Below are 13,945 nucleotides of genomic sequence, written 5' to 3'. Positions count from 1 at the left end.
TTGGTAATTATGGAGCAGAGATCATGACGCAATCCCACTCCGGCAAGACACGCCGCCTCGTCGTGCTTGGCACCGGCGGCACCATTGCCGGTTCCTCCCCAAGGGCCGGTGCCAACCTTGGCTACACCGCCGGCACGGTGTCAGTGGAGGATCTGCTGGGCGGCATTACCGCGCCGGACAGTTTTGCCCTGCACGCCGAGCAGGTGGCCCAGCTCGACAGCAAGGACATGGACACCGCAACCTGGCAGGCCCTGCAGGCACGCTGCGAACACTGGCTGGCCCACGATGACGTCGCGGGCGTGGTCATCACGCACGGCACCGATACCGTCGAGGAGACGGCGTTTTTTCTGCACTCGGTGCTGTCATCCGCCAAACCCGTCGTGCTGGCCTGCGCGATGCGCCCGTCGACCGCCCTGATGCCGGATGGCCCACAGAATCTGCGCGACGCGCTGGCCGTGGCAGCAACGGTTGATGCGGCAGGGGTCACGGTGGTCTGTGCCGGTGAAATTCACGACGCGGTAGCGGTGCGAAAGACACACCCCTATCGCCTGAACGCGTTTGGCTCCGGCGATAGCGGCCCCATCGGTTATGTGGAAGAGGCCACCGTCCGGCAGCTGCGGCCCTGGCCGCGACGGCACTCGGACGATCCTGTGGCCCTGCCGGACACCGGGCACTGGCCACGTGTGGAAATCGTGCTCAGTCATGCCGGCGCCAGCGGCACGCTGATCGATACGCTCGTGCGTGAGCGACAGGACGGTGTCTCTGATGCAGTGGCCGGCATTGTGCTGGGCGCCACGGGCAATGCCAGTCTTCATCGTGATCTTGAACAGGCGGCACTTCGGGCTCGGGCTGCCGGTATCGAAGTGAGCGTGGCCGCACGCTGCAACGAAGGGCGGCTGCTGCCGACCCCTGATGCGGCCTTCCCGATCATGACGGATCTCTCGCCGGTGAAGGCCAGAATCGCGCTGATGCTGGCGCTGTGTCACGGCTGACACTGAGGGGCGCCGTTGACCGCAACGGCGCCTTTTGAGCGTTAACCCGTCATTGACCTTTGATCAGCCGCTGACAGCATTGAAGGCAAAATCGACCGGCACCGGCGAGTTGATCGTGTGGACCGGGCCTTCCAGCGTTCCGTTTTGCGGGTAGACCCTGGTGGCGCCTCGGCCATCGGTAGGCCCCTCGACCGGCAGGCAATATTGTTCAATACATCACCGTGGGCAGGCGTCGAACGTCATACCCGAATATCTTCCGGTCCGCGTATTTCGGCCTCGATGCGCACGCCGGCCTCGCGCTCCTCACCGGAAAACCCGTCGAAGGTGCTCAAATCACCGAAATCCAGCCCGGTCAGCGCCTCGATGCGTGCCACGCTGCGCTGATACGTTCGGTACTGACCGAACATGAACCCGAGCTGATCGAGCCCTTCGCCCTGCTCGATCATGTAGGCGGTCGCAGAAGGACGACCGCCATCTCCCATGAAAGCCACCACCTTCCAGTAGGCCTCGGGGATCCGGATGCCGCGATAGACGCGATCATCCGGGGCAAACACGGGGCCGGAGAAAACGGTAATGCGCTGTTGATCGGCGCGGGCATTGTCCAGCAGATAATCTTCCAGACCCAGCCAGGTCTGTTGATTGAAGCCCGCCAGCTGCGGCGTGGCATTGGTGAAGTAGAAGGTATCGTCGTTGGCGATCGCGGCGTCCTCCCCCCAGTTGGGCGCGGTGCGACGCACCAGATGGCCACGATCGAGCGGGTTGCGGCTGTAGAGATCGGGGCCGGCCTGCAGGGCGCGATCGATACGCGGATCATACCGCCAGTGATCACTGCCACGGGGAACGCTGACCAGTGAACTGCCGTCGATATTGACCGCGGTGAACAGGGCGAGTTTTCGACTGCGCGACATCACCAGCGAGAAATGCGTGTAATCAAGCCGCCCATCGTCGCGCCCGGGCACCGGGGTCACCTCCTCGGCAAGCGCGCCCATCGGCACCGGCAGAGCCACCGCCATATTGGCCAGAAAGTCGGGGTTGTAGCCCTGGCGCGCGGCCAGCTCGGATACGGTGGCGGCGCGGGCCGCAGGCGGCTCGGCCAGTGCCGTGGCGGGCGGTTCGATCAACCGGCGCATATCGCGAAGCCCAATGCGGCCATTTTTCAGAGCAGTCATGATGATCTCCCTGGCAAGTGATCCTTCAGGCCTGGCATGGATGACTTCAGGGCCGGGCCGTTTCATGAGGACAGGACATGAGGTGCTCGCGCAGGGCCAGCGCCGGCATCGGTCGACCGAAGAGGTAGCCCTGCCCGAAGTGACAGCCCTGCTGCGCCAGATGTTCGGCCAGACGCTCGTCTTCGATGCTTTCGGCCACGACCGACATCCCCAGTGACCGGCCCATGGCAATGATCATGCGCACCAGATTGTCCTGGCGAATTTCTTCGGCATTGAAAAAGGAGCGATCGATCTTGGTCTTGTCGACATCCAGCCGGGCCAGATGATAAAGCCCCGAATAACCGGTGCCAAAATCATCCAGCGATACGCGTACCCCCATGTCATGCAGCCGACTCAGATTCTGCTGAACGATGTCCAGCCGCTCGATCAGCACGTTTTCGGTGATTTCGACCTCGAGGCGATCGGCCGGAAACGCGTGCGCTTTCAGCAGTGCTGCCATCTGCATGACAAACGCCTCGTCTTCCAGATACGAGGCCGTGATATTGACGGCCAGAAAGCATTCGCCGGGCCACTGCCGGGCATCACGCATCGCCCGATCCAGCAGATGTCGGGTCATTTCCGGCATCAACCCCAGGGTTTCGATCAGCGGGATAAACTCATTGGGAGAGACCAGCCCGCGCTCGGGATGCTGCCAGCGGGCCAGCATCTCGACCCCCACCGTCACACGATTTGAAAGGGCAACCACAGGCTGATAAAAGGGCACGATTTCGTCGGCATCAAGCGCCTGGCGCAGGCGCTGCGCACGATGGGCCTCTTCCTGCTGCGCTTCGGGCAGACAGTTTTTCTGCAACCGGATTCGCTCACCGCCACGTTTGGCCTCATGCATGGCGTCATGGGCTGCGGCAAGCAATTGATCGGCCGAGGTGGCATTGAGGGGCGCGATGGCAATCCCGATGGTGGCCTGAAGCGACACGCGCCGGCTGCCGCAGACCAGCGGCTGTCGTATCTGACGCTGTAGCGCCCGGGCCTGGTCGAGCAGGTCGCGTCGGCTCAGGGCACCGGTCAGGGCGACCACGAACTCGTCGCCGCCCAGACGCCCCAGCAGCGGATCGCCCACGGTCTGGACATGATTCAGCCTGTCGGCAATGCAGCGCAGGGCGTAGTCTCCGGCCGTACTGCCATGGGCATCATTCACTTTCTGAAAGTTGTCGAGATCGATGACCAGCAGCGCGGTCTGCTCCAGCAGCGGGCTGAGCCGGGCATGAAGCCGGGTCATGAACCAGGGCCGGTTCATGAGATCGGTCAGGGCATCGTGCCGAGTCAGATGATGGCTACGCGCCCGCGCGGCCAGCAGCTGGCGATAGCGGTGACGCAGCCGCCAGATCAGTCGCAGGGACAGAATCCACGGTACCACCATGGCAATGGCGGCAAATCCGGTGCAGGTCAGGATAAAGCGCCAGCGCGAGGCGGTATCGAGATCCGGCGGTATGCCCCAGCCCAGAAGCCGGAAGGCCTGTGTTTCCAGCCAGAATTCCCAGATCACGGCGATCAGAAAAAGGATCACAAGCGTGGCAGCAAAGAGTGCAAGCCCCTGGCGCAGGAGGTAACCCTTGGTTCGCATGAGAAGAAGTACCAGAGCGGCGGCCGCTGACTGACAGCGTTTATTTGAGCAGTTACTAATGATAGAGCTAACCTATCGGCCGCTACTCTAATCTTCTGAACCCCGCGTTCATACCTTCCAATAACACTACGTCTGCTTCATGACGTCGCTGATACATTAAACATCGAGGGATGATCTGCTTTGACGCCGGCTTGATGGTAGAAGGAATCAGGCTTTCGACAGGCGATTGACCTGACCGCGCATGCGCTCGCGCAGGGAAGGCGCCGCCAGGCGGTGCAGATCGTGGGGGGTGCAGCGCACAACCCGGCCATGCATTCTGATCAGGCAGTCGCTGCCCTCAACGCAGACTGGATGAATATCGCGCTGTTCAAGCCGTTCCATTTCCCGTGATGTCAGACCCAGCATGAGCGTTACTCCGTGACCGTGGATGGCATCTGTCAGGCGCAGCATGGCAAGCCGGGATGTCACGGTGATGACGCATTGATAACAGTGTCATGACCTTGTTCATCGTCTCATGACTTCGAGCGTCGACAGCGTTCGGAGCAGTAGATCACGCTGTCCCAGTTGCGCGCCCATTTCCTGCGCCAGGTAAACGGGCGTTCACATACCGGGCAGGTTTTGGTCGGCAGGTCGGACTTTTTTCGCATCAGTTCGCGGGCGCCGCCACCGCATCCGACATCGAGGGCGTGCCGATCCAGCCCGAAATGCCGAGTCGGTCAGGAATTTCCTCACTCAGCAGGCGCGTCAGCGACAGCGCACCGGCCGAGCGACAGCCGCCATCGTGTAGAAGTTTCGCCTGATGACCGTTGCGGCCGGTCCAGGTCACGGTGTAGTACGACATGTCCGTCACGCGCGGACCGCAACCACTGGATTCACGCTGCTGGTCCATCACCGGCTGCCAGGGCGCCAGCGTGCGTTGAAGGCGGGTGAACGCCTGCGGACCGTTCTGGCGGGCCTGCTTGCCGTAGACCTGCGTATGCTGCTGGCCGATAAAGGTGGTGGTGCCATCGGCGCGCACCTCGACGGAATAGACCGGGCAGAAGCCGTGGCAGGGGCCGACCTCGTAGCGAATGCTGGCCAGATCGCCGGCGGCCGGCGCCGCGGTATCGCCCCGAGCCGAGGCTGGCCTCTGATCGCCACCGCCCGCGCAGCCCGCCAGCAGTACGGCACCGACCAACACACCGGATAAAAGGAAAGCTTTCATGGACAACTCCCTGAAGGTTGGGTCATGGCGGCGTGAATCAAACGAGGCAGCCTGTCTCAAGCGTAGACCGTGGTGCTCAGCCCTTGCCCGGCGGGTGGAGATTTTCGCCCCAGCGCGGCATGCCGTCGATCTCGATATCGAATAGATCCAGCGCACGCGCCACGCTGTGATCGACCATCTCCTCGAGCGTGGCCGGCCGGGCGTAGAAGGCCGGCACCGGCGGAAACATGATCGCCCCCATCTCGGTCAGGGCGGTCATGGTGCGCAGATGCCCCAGATGCAGCGGCGTTTCGCGCAGCATCAGTACCAGACGGCGGCGCTCCTTGAGCACCACATCGGCGGCACGCGAGATCAGGTTGGTGGTCGTGCCGGAGGCAATCTCCGACATGGTCTTGATCGAGCAGGGCGCGACCAGCATGCCCAGGGTGCGAAAGGAACCCGAGGCCAGTGAGGCGCCGATATCGCCCACCTGATGGACTTCATCGGCCAGCGCAAAAAGGTCGTCGCGACTGATGCCGGTTTCGTAACGCCGGGTCAGCTCGGCGGACCTGGAGACCACCAGATGGGTCTCGATCTCCAGCGGCCTGAGCAGTTCCAGGGCGCGAGCGCCGTAGACAAAGCCGGTGGCACCGGTAATGGCAATGATCAAACGACGGCGGGGCATCCGGGCTCCTGAGCATCATGGAAAAGGCGCGTGAGTGCCCATTGTAGCCGGGCACGGCCTCATTCACACCGATATAGCCGGTGGTCTCGCGACAGATCAAAGACCGCCAGGTCCTCGGCCAGCATCAGGGCACCGCCAAAATGCTCGCGCGCTTCGGCGTCGATGTCGCGGATGGAAGGCGTGGCGTCAGGGTGGCTGACGTAGCGCGGACTGAAATGCGTAAGCACCAGATGGGCAAGCCCTGCCCTTTCTGCGAAGGCGGCAATACGGGCAGCGCTGCTGTGGCCGTTGTCCGGGCCCCGCTGCTCGATCACCGCCTCGGTATAGGTCGCTTCATGCACCAGGGCGTCCGCGTCCTGACAGAGCTCGCCAAGAAGCGACGGGGTATCGTTGTCGCCGGCCACTACCAGCTTTCGCGCCCGGCGCGCAGTCAGGCGATAGTCGGCGCCACTCAACGCTCGCCCCTGCTCATCAATCACCGTCTCGCCGCGCTGAAGCTGCCCCCACAGCGGGCCGGGCACTACGCCGTCTGCCCTGAGTCGATCAACGTCCAGTGAGGCCTCGACACGGCGCTCTTCGAGAGCGTAGGCATAGCACTCGACGCCGTGGGAAAGCCTTGCGGCACGCACGGTGACATCGGCAAGCGTGAGGGGCTCGTCTACAAGCGTTGCCGCATCAATATGGATCAATTCAAAACCCGAGATGCAGCCCGGTGGTGGCCTTCAACGCCTCGAGATAGTCCCTGACCGCCCGTGGCCCCACCACGGTCAGTGCGGCCCGGCGACCGGCCATCGAGGCACTGGCCAAAAGCCCCGGCAGGCCGTAGCAGTGATCGCCGTGAATATGGGTGATCAGCACGGCTTCCAGCCGGGCCAGGCTCAGGGGCGTGTGCATCAGCTGGTGCTGGATGCCCTCACCGCAATCGATGAGATACCAGCGCCGCTGGCGCTCGGGTATGAGTGCCAGCGCACTGACATTTCGGGTTCTGGTGGGTACCCCGGCCGAGGTACCCAGAAAGCGCAGCTGCATGGCAAGGGCCTTATGGTATTAAGCGGGACAGGATGATGATAACCATGGCGAGGGCTATGCTGGAAAACATGCACGTGAATGCCTGACCTGGGAGCAGAACATGAAACAGTGGATGATGCCGGCCCTGCTGGCCGCCGCGCTGACCGGAACGGCCGCACAGGCCGGTGACATCAACCCGGCCGCCAACCCGCTGCTGGCCGACAAGTGGCAGTCACGCCCGCTGATCATGGTGACACCGAGCGCTGACAATCCGGATTACGAGCGCATGCGCGGCATCGTCGAGACGCAGCGCGATGCCTTCAATGATCGCGACATGGTGCTTTATACCGTAGAAGACGGCAGCGGCATGAAGGCAGACCAGGCCCTGACCGAGGCCGAAACCGATGCCCTGCTCGCCTCGCTGGGACTGAACGCCCGGGGGCCACTGACCACGGTGCTCGTCGGCAAGGATGGCGGTAAAAAGGTACAGCAGGAGGGTTTTGTCGACCCGCGCCAGCTGTTCGATACGATCGATAACATGCCCATGCGCCGCGCGCGGCAGTAGGCGGGCGTCAAGCAGCAGTCACTACCGGAGGGTTACCTATGCGTTGCGCCATCATGGATGACTATCAGCATGCGGCGCTTTCAATGGCCGACTGGTCGCGCCTTGAGGGGCGCGTTGCGATGACCCCCTTTCATGACCACCTTGATGATGAAGACGCGCTGGTCGAGCGGCTGTCCGGGTTCGATGTCATCGTCATCATGCGCGAGCGCACGGCCTTTCCGGCCTCATTACTGTCACGCCTGCCGCAGTTGAAACTGCTGATCACCTCGGGGATGCGCAACGCCGCCGTCGATCTCGAGGCAGCGCACGCGCAGGGCATCACGGTATGCGGTACCGACAGTCATCCGGCGCCGCCGGCCGAACTCGCCTGGGCGCTGATCCTGGGGCTGGCGCGCCATCTCCCTGCCGAGCATCATCACTTCACCACCAATGGTCCGTGGCAGAGTACGGTCGGCATGACGCTGGCCGGTCGCACGCTGGGCATCGTGGGGCTTGGAAAAATCGGCACGCGCATGGCGCGCATTGCGAAAGCGTTTGATATGGAAGTGATGGCCTGGAGCGAACACCTGACCCCGGCACGCTGCGAGGAGGCCGGCGTCACGTTTGCCGAGTCGAAAAAGGCGCTGATGGGCGCCAGCGATATCATCTCGATCCACCTGGTGCTGAGTGCGCGTACCCATCACCTGATCGACCGTCAGGCGCTTGAGTGGATGTCGCCCTCATCGCTTTTGATCAACACGTCACGCGCCGACATTGTCGATCAAACCGCGTTGATCGATGCCCTGAAGGAAGGTCGGATCAAAGGCGCTGGGCTGGATGTATTCGAACAGGAACCCCTGCCGCTTGATCACCCTCTGCGCCGGCTGCCCAACGTTCTGGCCACGCCGCATCTGGGCTACGTCAGCGATACCAACTACCGCACCTGGTTCGGCCAGGCCATCGAAAACATCGAGGCCTGGCTTTCGGGCACACCGATCAGGCGCCTGTAATCAGGCAGCGGTGCGGCTAGCCCTGGCGTGGAACAGGGTCGCTGTCCACGTCCTGCGAGTAGCGCCGCGTTTCGTTGGCAAAATCGTAAAAACCGGGCTTGTCCTTGATGTAGATTTCTTCGGTCATGACCATGGGTGACTGGTCATCAAAGGTGCCGGCCGTGAACGCGTAGGCATTGTCCGGCGTGTGGCGAAAATAGAGTTGGCTGCCGCAGCGCAGGCAAAAGCCGCGCTCGCCCTGCTCGGAGGAGTGATAAATGCCGACCGGCGAGGCGTCGTCAAAAACCGGCTCCCCGTCACAGATCACGGCCAGCATGGGCCCGCCCGTGGCCTTGCGACACAGGGAGCAGTGACAGACATGCACTTCGCCGCCATGGCGAACCGTAAAGCGCACCTGCCCACACAGACAGCCCCCCGCCCTTTCCGTAATCTCGGTCATGATTTCTCTCCTCCCTGTGAATGCATTGCCCCGTGATGTTGTCGGTCATCAGCGTCTGCTGTTGTGACGCTTGTGACGATGCTGGTCCAGCACCCTATCACGACGTTAACCCCATTAGATCAGGCATGATGAATAAGCGAGTCTCATATTCGTTTAAAACGATAAACGCGTCATGCACTTTCTTATCACGACGGCGCCCGTATGCCGGCGGCCTGCTACGCTGGAAGGGAGATATCCTTCAGATCGCTTCGGGAGTCGCGCATGACCATGGAACTCTATCTGCTGGGCTGGACACTGGTGCTTGCCATTGTCCAGATCCTGCTGCCTGCGATGTATCGCAATCGCGAGACCGGCCTTGACTACAACGCCGGCCCACGCGACAAGGAAGGCCCGCCAATGGGCGTGATCACCGGCCGGCTGTTTCGGGCTCAGAAGAACCTGTTTGAAACCCTGCCGCTGTTTATCGGCGCCATCCTGATTGCGCATGTGGGTGGACAGGAAGGAGCGATGACGGCCTGGGGCGCGTGGCTCTATTTCCTGGCACGTATTGCCTACGTTCCCCTCTACGCCATGGGGATTCCCTATGTGCGATCGATGGTCTGGGGCGTCAGCCTGCTCGGGCTCATACTGGTGATTCTGCCGATCATCTTTTAGGCCCACCTTCCAGGCCCTGGTGACCTCAGCGGATATCGCCCGGCCCATGGTCGGGCGTTTCAGCCGGAGAATCAGCCCCGCATCTCCGGGTAAAAAGCGTCAGAAAGCAAAACGGCCCCGGAAGCAGGCATAAAAATGCCGCCTCAAGAGGCGGCATTTCACAATGTCTGTGGCGTCAGCCATTTATCAGGCAGAGGCACGGTGACCGATCTGCTGATCATTGATGGGGCGGCTCTCGCGGGCCATCATGAGTGTCAGCGTTCTGGACTTGTTCAGCGTCTGCATGGCGAAGGACGGAGAGTGAAGGTCGTTCCAGTGACCTACCGTATCCAGAAACTCGCCACATTCAGAGCAGGTAATTTCATCCCACTCATTGCAGGTGTCCATCGGTGCCTGTTGATCGTGACCACAGCGTGTGCATGAGATGTAATGTGTCATGGCTTGTGTCCTTCCCTGGTCATGTGACCGGCCTTCCTGGCCGGTAAATGTTGCAATCCTTGCCCTGGCCATCCTGGCCAACTACTGCGGCATCCCTGCCGTGGCGTTCCTCGCCGCTCGGATCAACGTTCCTGTCAACCCGGGTCAGCGTCCCTGCTGACCGTGTAGACACACTCTGGCATAGCGCCGAGCGATGTACAAGGCTTGTACATTATAATTTTTTGTAACCGTTAAACCCGGGCCAGGACAGCATTTTTGCATGACAGATTGATGATATGGCGCTGAAATCCTGTTCATGTTTGCCGCAACTTGTACAACACTGTTTTTTTACTCGGTGGGCCACTCAGGAAAAGGATTCAGCACGGGCGCCTTCGTCTAAAGGTCTCGGGGTAATCCAGCACCAGCCCCTGATCATCGACATCCAGCTGTGCCGTAAAGCCGCTATCGAGCCCCTCATAACGCCAGCCCCGTGAGGACAGACGCGTGTAGCGCTGTCGAACGGCATTAAGGGCCAGTGACGGTATGGACAGCAGCGCCACCGTCAGACTGGCTGATTCTCCGCTGCTCAGGCCCAGCCGTCGAATGGGCAGCGTATTGGTGAAGGGTGTGGCTGCAATATCGATATCGAGACAGCCTGTCAGCGATGACAGCAGCCCGTGTTCGTCGCACCACCAGTGACCAGCCCCGTCGGTGACCAGACGGCGTTCACGGCCATCGTCCAGCCGGGCCGCCATCCGGCGCACTCGCCACTCCGGGTCCAGCCACAGCTGATAGCTCAGTTGCCGAAAGGCGTCGTCATGGCCGCCTTCGATCCGGCTTTCAACCCTGACGCCGTCACCTTCGATCCGCAGTTGCAGATGCTCGCTGCCCTGATGATCCCAGCCGGTCCAGACCACCTCGCGCTGCACGCGCTGGCCATCACTGGCAGCGCTCACTACGCCATCCTGGAGGGTTTACCAAGATTTTCCGGCCCAAAGGAGTCCGGCAACAGGGTTTCCATGTCGTAGCGCTTGAGCGGCAGACCCTCGGCGTTGACCACCACGATCTCGGTATCGGGGGCGGCGAACTCGCGAATGCGCTGACGACAGTCACCGCAAGGAGTGCAGAGTCCATCTCCCGGACCGATGACATGAATGCTTTTTATCTCGCGCTCACCGTGAGCCACCATGGCCGCAATCGCGCCGGCTTCGGCACAAAGGCCCTTGTAGTTGGCGCTTTCGACATTGCAGCCGGTGTAGACGGTGCCGCTGTCACTGATCAAAAGCGCCCCGACCGGATGGTTCGAATAGGGCGCATAGGCGTTATCGCGCACGGCGACAAGCTGTTGGCGAAGGCTTTCGGGAAGCGGCGCAAGCTCGGTCATGGGGATCTCCTGACAATGATGATCCGTCATTGTCGCAGCCTGCGCGTGCCGACAACAGTCAGGCCATGTGATACAAGAATTTACATTAAATTCTGCTTTTTTAGCGCCGACCCCAGATAAGATTTCTGTTTCGAGTGTTCAAACGAGTTCTGCAACAGGCCATCGCCCATGACCACCCCATCACCGCACTGGCAGATGGCCGTCGACCTTGAGCGCTGTATCGGCTGTCACGCCTGCTCGGTCGCCTGCAAGGTCGAAAATGATATCGAGCTGGGCGTATTTCGCACCCGGGTGCTCTATCACGATCACGGCGCCTTCCCCGAGACCCGGCGCAGCTTTTTACCCACCCTGTTTACCCACCCTGTGCATTCGGACGCATTAGAGAGACGACAGTACGTATGCCAGCGCTGTCGTGAAGGAGATACTTGCCATGATCACCACACCCCATGAGGCCGCCGCCCGTCACTCGCGTGGGCTGCTGCTGGCTACCGTCGGCATCGTCGTGCTGAGTTTCGATAGCCTGCTGGTACGGCTGGCGGACACCGACGGCTGGAATATTGCCTTCTGGCGCGGGGCGTTCATGGCCATCGTCATGGGACTTTTCTACTGTCAGCGCCGGCGACTGGCCACACTGAATGCCCATCGCAGGGTATCGCTGCTCTCCGCCGGACTGCTGGCGGTGACCTCGCTGTTATTCGTGATGGCAGTCATGCATACCCGCGTGGCCAACGTGGTGGTAATTCTGAGCACGGCGCCGCTGTTTGCGGCCCTTTTCACTCGACTTTTCCTAAAGGAGCGGGTGGCCGCGCGCACCTGGATCGCCATCGGCCTGGCCATGCTGGGGCTGGTGATCGTCTTTGCGGGATCACTGACCGGTGACGGCCTTTTGGGAGATGTCTACGCCCTCGGCGCCGCCATGGCGGTCGGTGCCAATCTGACCCTGCTGCGACGCTACCAGGCACTGGACCGCCTTCCCCTGATTGCCGGCGGCGGTGTGATCACGGCCGTGGTGGCCTGGCCCATGGCCACACCGTTGGCGCTGGACACACAGAGCTACGCTGTACTTGCGGTCATGGGGCTGATCCAGATGCCGCTGGCCACGGCGCTGATCAACAATGCCACCCGTTATCTGCCCTCCGCCGAGGTAGCGCTTTTCTATCTGATCGAGGCGATTCTTGGCACGCTATGGGTCTGGTGGCTGCTCGGCGAGAATCCGCCGGAGGCCACCCTCTACGGCGGGCTGCTGACGCTGGTCACGCTGCTGAGCAATGGCTGGCTGGGACTGCGAAAGTCCCGCGGCCGCCGGGCGGCGGCCGCCTCGCGAGCCGAATGACCCTGCAGGGTCAATGACCTTTAAAAGGCGAGTGGCCGGGATGACCGGACCGTCAGGACGTCAACGCCATGTCTGGCGCCATATCGGCCTCCAGTGCGCCGATATCACGACGTCCCTGAAACGGCTCGGGCGTAATGACGGCGTCCAGCAGTTTCCGAGCATCCGGCTGCCAGAGCACGATATCCAGCGGACCTCGCGGAACAAACTTCAGTGACTTGCGCTTTTGGACCAGCGCCATGACCGGTACATCCAGCGCTGCGCCGATATGCAGCGGTCCGGAGTCCGGGCTGACGAGATAGCGGGCGTAATGCAGCATGGCGGCAAAGATACGCAGCGGTCGGGGCCGGCAGAGCGCGCCATATTGACCGTCGGCCATCTGTCGCTCGAGCGTCGGGGCATGGCGCAGCTCCTCGGGGCCCATAAACACCACGTAACGCTGTCCGGCCGCTTCCAGCGCCTTGATACTCTCCTGCCAGAAGCTCAGCGGCAGTCGCTTGTCGAGATGCCCGCCCACAAACAGCGCCACAAAGGGGGTCGGTTGGCCATCATCATCGAAGCCGATGCCGAGTTCTTCGAGTTCACCGCGCCCGATACTGCGCTCGCCATTGCTCAATATCATCGATGGGCGGTCACGACAGGGCGAGCCAAGGGCCCTGGCAAACATCTGCGGTATGTCATAGGCATGCGCCTGCTCGCCGCTGACCTCGATATCGAACCAGCGCTGACCACGCCTGGCCTTGCCCATGGTGTAGCGGCTATTAATGGAGCGTACGAAGATCAGCCCGGTCAGCGAGCTGGGACCTGCCTGTACGGCCAGATCATACTTTTCCTGGCGCAGGTGCCGGATCATGGCGGGAAAGCGCCACGGCCGCACAATGGCATCACGCGACAGGGTGAAAACGCGATCCACGCGCTGATGGCGAAACAGAGAATGGGTGCTGTCCGTGGCAAGAAGATCAATTCTTGCATCCGGGAAACGCTGTCGGAAGGTCTCGATGACAGGCGACATGATCAGTGCGTTACCAATGCGATAGTTGGGTCGCACCAGCAGTATTTTTAAAGGACCCTGAAGATTTTCGGCGTCAACAGTCTCGTTTTTTTGAAGATATTTCGTGATGAAAAAGGTCACGCAACGTCGTGCCCTTCTTTCGATACTCTGCGCGAGTGTTTTAAGCATTGTGTTGGTGCGAATCGCTGTTTTCAGAGACATCACATCACCTGGTCAGGGCATCCATTGCGAGACAATATCTCGCAATCATTAATGGTTTATTAACGCATCAAAGTTTCTTTTACTGGCGTTAAAAGACCACGATGTCAGCTACTGGTTCCAGTATTCAAGGGACATTTCCGAAAAAAAACCGCTTTAAAATGAAGATAATATTAAAAAATGAGCCCTGTTAAATCTTTATTAAAAAGACCTTTTACTTTCCTTATTGCATCATTAAATGAACAACGTTTTTTAATCAGGGTGGTTGTTAAGGATAAAGATGGGAAACACTCAATAAT

At 61.0% G+C, this 13,945-nt stretch carries 19 protein-coding genes; 6 read left to right on the top strand and 13 right to left on the bottom strand.

The window, feature by feature from the left end; translation table 11 throughout:
* Positions 1-23 precede the first annotated feature (23 nt).
* Entirely contained in the window at positions 24-992 is a 969-nt protein-coding gene (locus Q0931_RS04780; protein ID WP_299257799.1) for an asparaginase, read from the top strand.
* Positions 993-1,231: 239 nt separating this feature from the next.
* On the opposite strand, the gene Q0931_RS04775 is transcribed toward Q0931_RS04780, so the two are convergent.
* From Q0931_RS04775 to Q0931_RS16710, 8 genes are all read right to left on the bottom strand, one after another.
* On the bottom strand, positions 1,232-2,161 hold the full coding sequence (locus Q0931_RS04775; protein WP_299257797.1) for a DNA/RNA non-specific endonuclease: 930 nt from the start codon (positions 2,159-2,161) through the stop codon (positions 1,232-1,234).
* A 46-nt stretch (positions 2,162-2,207) separates the two neighbouring features.
* The gene (locus Q0931_RS04770) at positions 2,208-3,782 is read right to left on the bottom strand and encodes a bifunctional diguanylate cyclase/phosphodiesterase (protein ID WP_299257795.1); all 1,575 of its coding nucleotides are present in this window, start codon (positions 3,780-3,782) and stop codon (positions 2,208-2,210) included.
* Between the two features lie 207 nt (positions 3,783-3,989).
* Positions 3,990-4,187, bottom strand: coding sequence for a hypothetical protein (locus tag Q0931_RS04765; RefSeq protein ID WP_299257793.1), 198 nt, complete (start codon positions 4,185-4,187; stop codon positions 3,990-3,992).
* 107 nt (positions 4,188-4,294) lie between these two features.
* A complete protein-coding gene (locus Q0931_RS04760) occupies positions 4,295-4,429 on the bottom strand; it encodes a DUF2256 domain-containing protein (RefSeq protein WP_299257791.1) in 135 nt (44 codons plus the stop codon).
* Positions 4,429-4,986: a DUF6438 domain-containing protein gene (locus tag Q0931_RS04755; protein ID WP_299257789.1), complete on the bottom strand. Its 558-nt coding sequence runs from the start codon at positions 4,984-4,986 to the stop codon at positions 4,429-4,431. The genes Q0931_RS04760 and Q0931_RS04755 overlap by 1 nt, the downstream gene beginning before the upstream one ends.
* Positions 4,987-5,062: 76 nt before the next feature.
* Positions 5,063-5,650 carry a UbiX family flavin prenyltransferase gene (locus Q0931_RS04750; RefSeq protein ID WP_299257787.1) on the bottom strand — a complete coding sequence of 196 codons (588 nt, stop codon included), beginning with the start codon at positions 5,648-5,650 and terminating at the stop codon, positions 5,063-5,065.
* A 59-nt stretch (positions 5,651-5,709) separates the two neighbouring features.
* The gene (locus tag Q0931_RS16715) at positions 5,710-6,339 is read right to left on the bottom strand and encodes a hypothetical protein (protein WP_366941569.1); all 630 of its coding nucleotides are present in this window, start codon (positions 6,337-6,339) and stop codon (positions 5,710-5,712) included.
* Between the two features lies 1 nt (position 6,340).
* Positions 6,341-6,679 (bottom strand): MBL fold metallo-hydrolase, encoded by a 339-nt coding sequence (locus tag Q0931_RS16710; protein ID WP_366941568.1) that lies wholly within the window; start codon positions 6,677-6,679, stop codon positions 6,341-6,343.
* A gap of 100 nt (positions 6,680-6,779) precedes the next feature.
* Between Q0931_RS16710 and Q0931_RS04740 the strand changes: the two genes are divergently transcribed.
* Together Q0931_RS04740 and Q0931_RS04735 are read left to right on the top strand one after the other, a co-directional pair.
* Entirely contained in the window at positions 6,780-7,223 is a 444-nt protein-coding gene (locus tag Q0931_RS04740) for a DUF4174 domain-containing protein (protein WP_299257785.1), read from the top strand.
* 38 nt (positions 7,224-7,261) lie between these two features.
* On the top strand, positions 7,262-8,212 hold the full coding sequence (locus Q0931_RS04735; protein ID WP_299257783.1) for a D-2-hydroxyacid dehydrogenase family protein: 951 nt from the start codon (positions 7,262-7,264) through the stop codon (positions 8,210-8,212).
* Between the two features lie 16 nt (positions 8,213-8,228).
* On the opposite strand, the gene Q0931_RS04730 is transcribed toward Q0931_RS04735, so the two are convergent.
* Positions 8,229-8,651 carry a GFA family protein gene (locus tag Q0931_RS04730; RefSeq protein ID WP_299257781.1) on the bottom strand — a complete coding sequence of 141 codons (423 nt, stop codon included), beginning with the start codon at positions 8,649-8,651 and terminating at the stop codon, positions 8,229-8,231.
* A gap of 261 nt (positions 8,652-8,912) precedes the next feature.
* On the opposite strand from Q0931_RS04730, the gene Q0931_RS04725 reads away from it, so the two are divergent.
* A complete protein-coding gene (locus Q0931_RS04725; protein ID WP_299257779.1) occupies positions 8,913-9,305 on the top strand; it encodes an MAPEG family protein in 393 nt (130 codons plus the stop codon).
* Positions 9,306-9,491: 186 nt separating this feature from the next.
* On the opposite strand, the gene Q0931_RS04720 is transcribed toward Q0931_RS04725, so the two are convergent.
* The 3 genes from Q0931_RS04720 to cdd all read right to left on the bottom strand — a co-directional run bounded on the left by Q0931_RS04720 (position 9,492) and on the right by cdd (position 11,106).
* Positions 9,492-9,743 (bottom strand): hypothetical protein, encoded by a 252-nt coding sequence (locus Q0931_RS04720; protein WP_299257776.1) that lies wholly within the window; start codon positions 9,741-9,743, stop codon positions 9,492-9,494.
* Between the two features lie 356 nt (positions 9,744-10,099).
* Entirely contained in the window at positions 10,100-10,678 is a 579-nt protein-coding gene (locus Q0931_RS04715; RefSeq protein ID WP_299257774.1) for a putative glycolipid-binding domain-containing protein, read from the bottom strand.
* Complete coding sequence (gene cdd, locus Q0931_RS04710) at positions 10,678-11,106, bottom strand: cytidine deaminase (RefSeq protein ID WP_299257772.1); 429 nt, start codon at positions 11,104-11,106, stop codon at positions 10,678-10,680. The genes Q0931_RS04715 and cdd overlap by 1 nt, the downstream gene beginning before the upstream one ends.
* 168 nt (positions 11,107-11,274) lie before the next feature.
* Here cdd and Q0931_RS04705 point away from each other — a divergent pair, with 168 nt between their 5' ends.
* Both Q0931_RS04705 and Q0931_RS04700 read left to right on the top strand, forming a co-directional pair.
* A complete protein-coding gene (locus Q0931_RS04705) occupies positions 11,275-11,556 on the top strand; it encodes a 4Fe-4S binding protein (protein ID WP_299257770.1) in 282 nt (93 codons plus the stop codon).
* Entirely contained in the window at positions 11,537-12,439 is a 903-nt protein-coding gene (locus Q0931_RS04700) for a DMT family transporter (protein ID WP_299257768.1), read from the top strand. Before Q0931_RS04705 ends, Q0931_RS04700 begins: the two co-directional genes overlap by 20 nt.
* Positions 12,440-12,491: 52 nt before the next feature.
* Here the strand turns inward: Q0931_RS04700 and Q0931_RS04695 are convergent, their stop codons facing one another.
* Positions 12,492-13,649 carry a glycosyltransferase family 9 protein gene (locus Q0931_RS04695; protein ID WP_299257766.1) on the bottom strand — a complete coding sequence of 386 codons (1,158 nt, stop codon included), beginning with the start codon at positions 13,647-13,649 and terminating at the stop codon, positions 12,492-12,494.
* Positions 13,650-13,945: the final 296 nt, after the last annotated feature.

It is taken from the genome of uncultured Kushneria sp. (assembly GCF_947497025.1).
Lineage (GTDB): Bacteria > Pseudomonadota > Gammaproteobacteria > Pseudomonadales > Halomonadaceae > Kushneria.
This window is presented reverse-complemented; position numbering and strand designations above follow the sequence as displayed.

Bases quoted from the DNA above. Each gene is read 5' to 3' on its own strand.
- Q0931_RS04780 (WP_299257799.1), top strand. From the start codon at position 24: ATGACGCAATCCCACTCCGGCAAGACACGCCGCCTCGTCGTGCTTGGC.
- Q0931_RS04775 (WP_299257797.1), bottom strand. From the start codon at position 2,161: ATGACTGCTCTGAAAAATGGCCGCATTGGGCTTCGCGATATGCGCCGG.
- Q0931_RS04770 (WP_299257795.1), bottom strand. From the start codon at position 3,782: ATGCGAACCAAGGGTTACCTCCTGCGCCAGGGGCTTGCACTCTTTGCT.
- Q0931_RS04765 (WP_299257793.1), bottom strand. From the start codon at position 4,187: ATGCTGGGTCTGACATCACGGGAAATGGAACGGCTTGAACAGCGCGAT.
- Q0931_RS04760 (WP_299257791.1), bottom strand. From the start codon at position 4,429: ATGCGAAAAAAGTCCGACCTGCCGACCAAAACCTGCCCGGTATGTGAA.
- Q0931_RS04755 (WP_299257789.1), bottom strand. From the start codon at position 4,986: ATGAAAGCTTTCCTTTTATCCGGTGTGTTGGTCGGTGCCGTACTGCTG.
- Q0931_RS04750 (WP_299257787.1), bottom strand. From the start codon at position 5,650: ATGCCCCGCCGTCGTTTGATCATTGCCATTACCGGTGCCACCGGCTTT.
- Q0931_RS16710 (WP_366941568.1), bottom strand. From the start codon at position 6,679: ATGCAGCTGCGCTTTCTGGGTACCTCGGCCGGGGTACCCACCAGAACC.
- Q0931_RS04740 (WP_299257785.1), top strand. From the start codon at position 6,780: ATGAAACAGTGGATGATGCCGGCCCTGCTGGCCGCCGCGCTGACCGGA.
- Q0931_RS04735 (WP_299257783.1), top strand. From the start codon at position 7,262: ATGCGTTGCGCCATCATGGATGACTATCAGCATGCGGCGCTTTCAATG.
- Q0931_RS04730 (WP_299257781.1), bottom strand. From the start codon at position 8,651: ATGACCGAGATTACGGAAAGGGCGGGGGGCTGTCTGTGTGGGCAGGTG.
- Q0931_RS04725 (WP_299257779.1), top strand. From the start codon at position 8,913: ATGACCATGGAACTCTATCTGCTGGGCTGGACACTGGTGCTTGCCATT.
- Q0931_RS04720 (WP_299257776.1), bottom strand. From the start codon at position 9,743: ATGACACATTACATCTCATGCACACGCTGTGGTCACGATCAACAGGCA.
- cdd (WP_299257772.1), bottom strand. From the start codon at position 11,106: ATGACCGAGCTTGCGCCGCTTCCCGAAAGCCTTCGCCAACAGCTTGTC.
- Q0931_RS04705 (WP_299257770.1), top strand. From the start codon at position 11,275: ATGACCACCCCATCACCGCACTGGCAGATGGCCGTCGACCTTGAGCGC.
- Q0931_RS04700 (WP_299257768.1), top strand. From the start codon at position 11,537: ATGATCACCACACCCCATGAGGCCGCCGCCCGTCACTCGCGTGGGCTG.
- Q0931_RS04695 (WP_299257766.1), bottom strand. From the start codon at position 13,649: ATGTCTCTGAAAACAGCGATTCGCACCAACACAATGCTTAAAACACTC.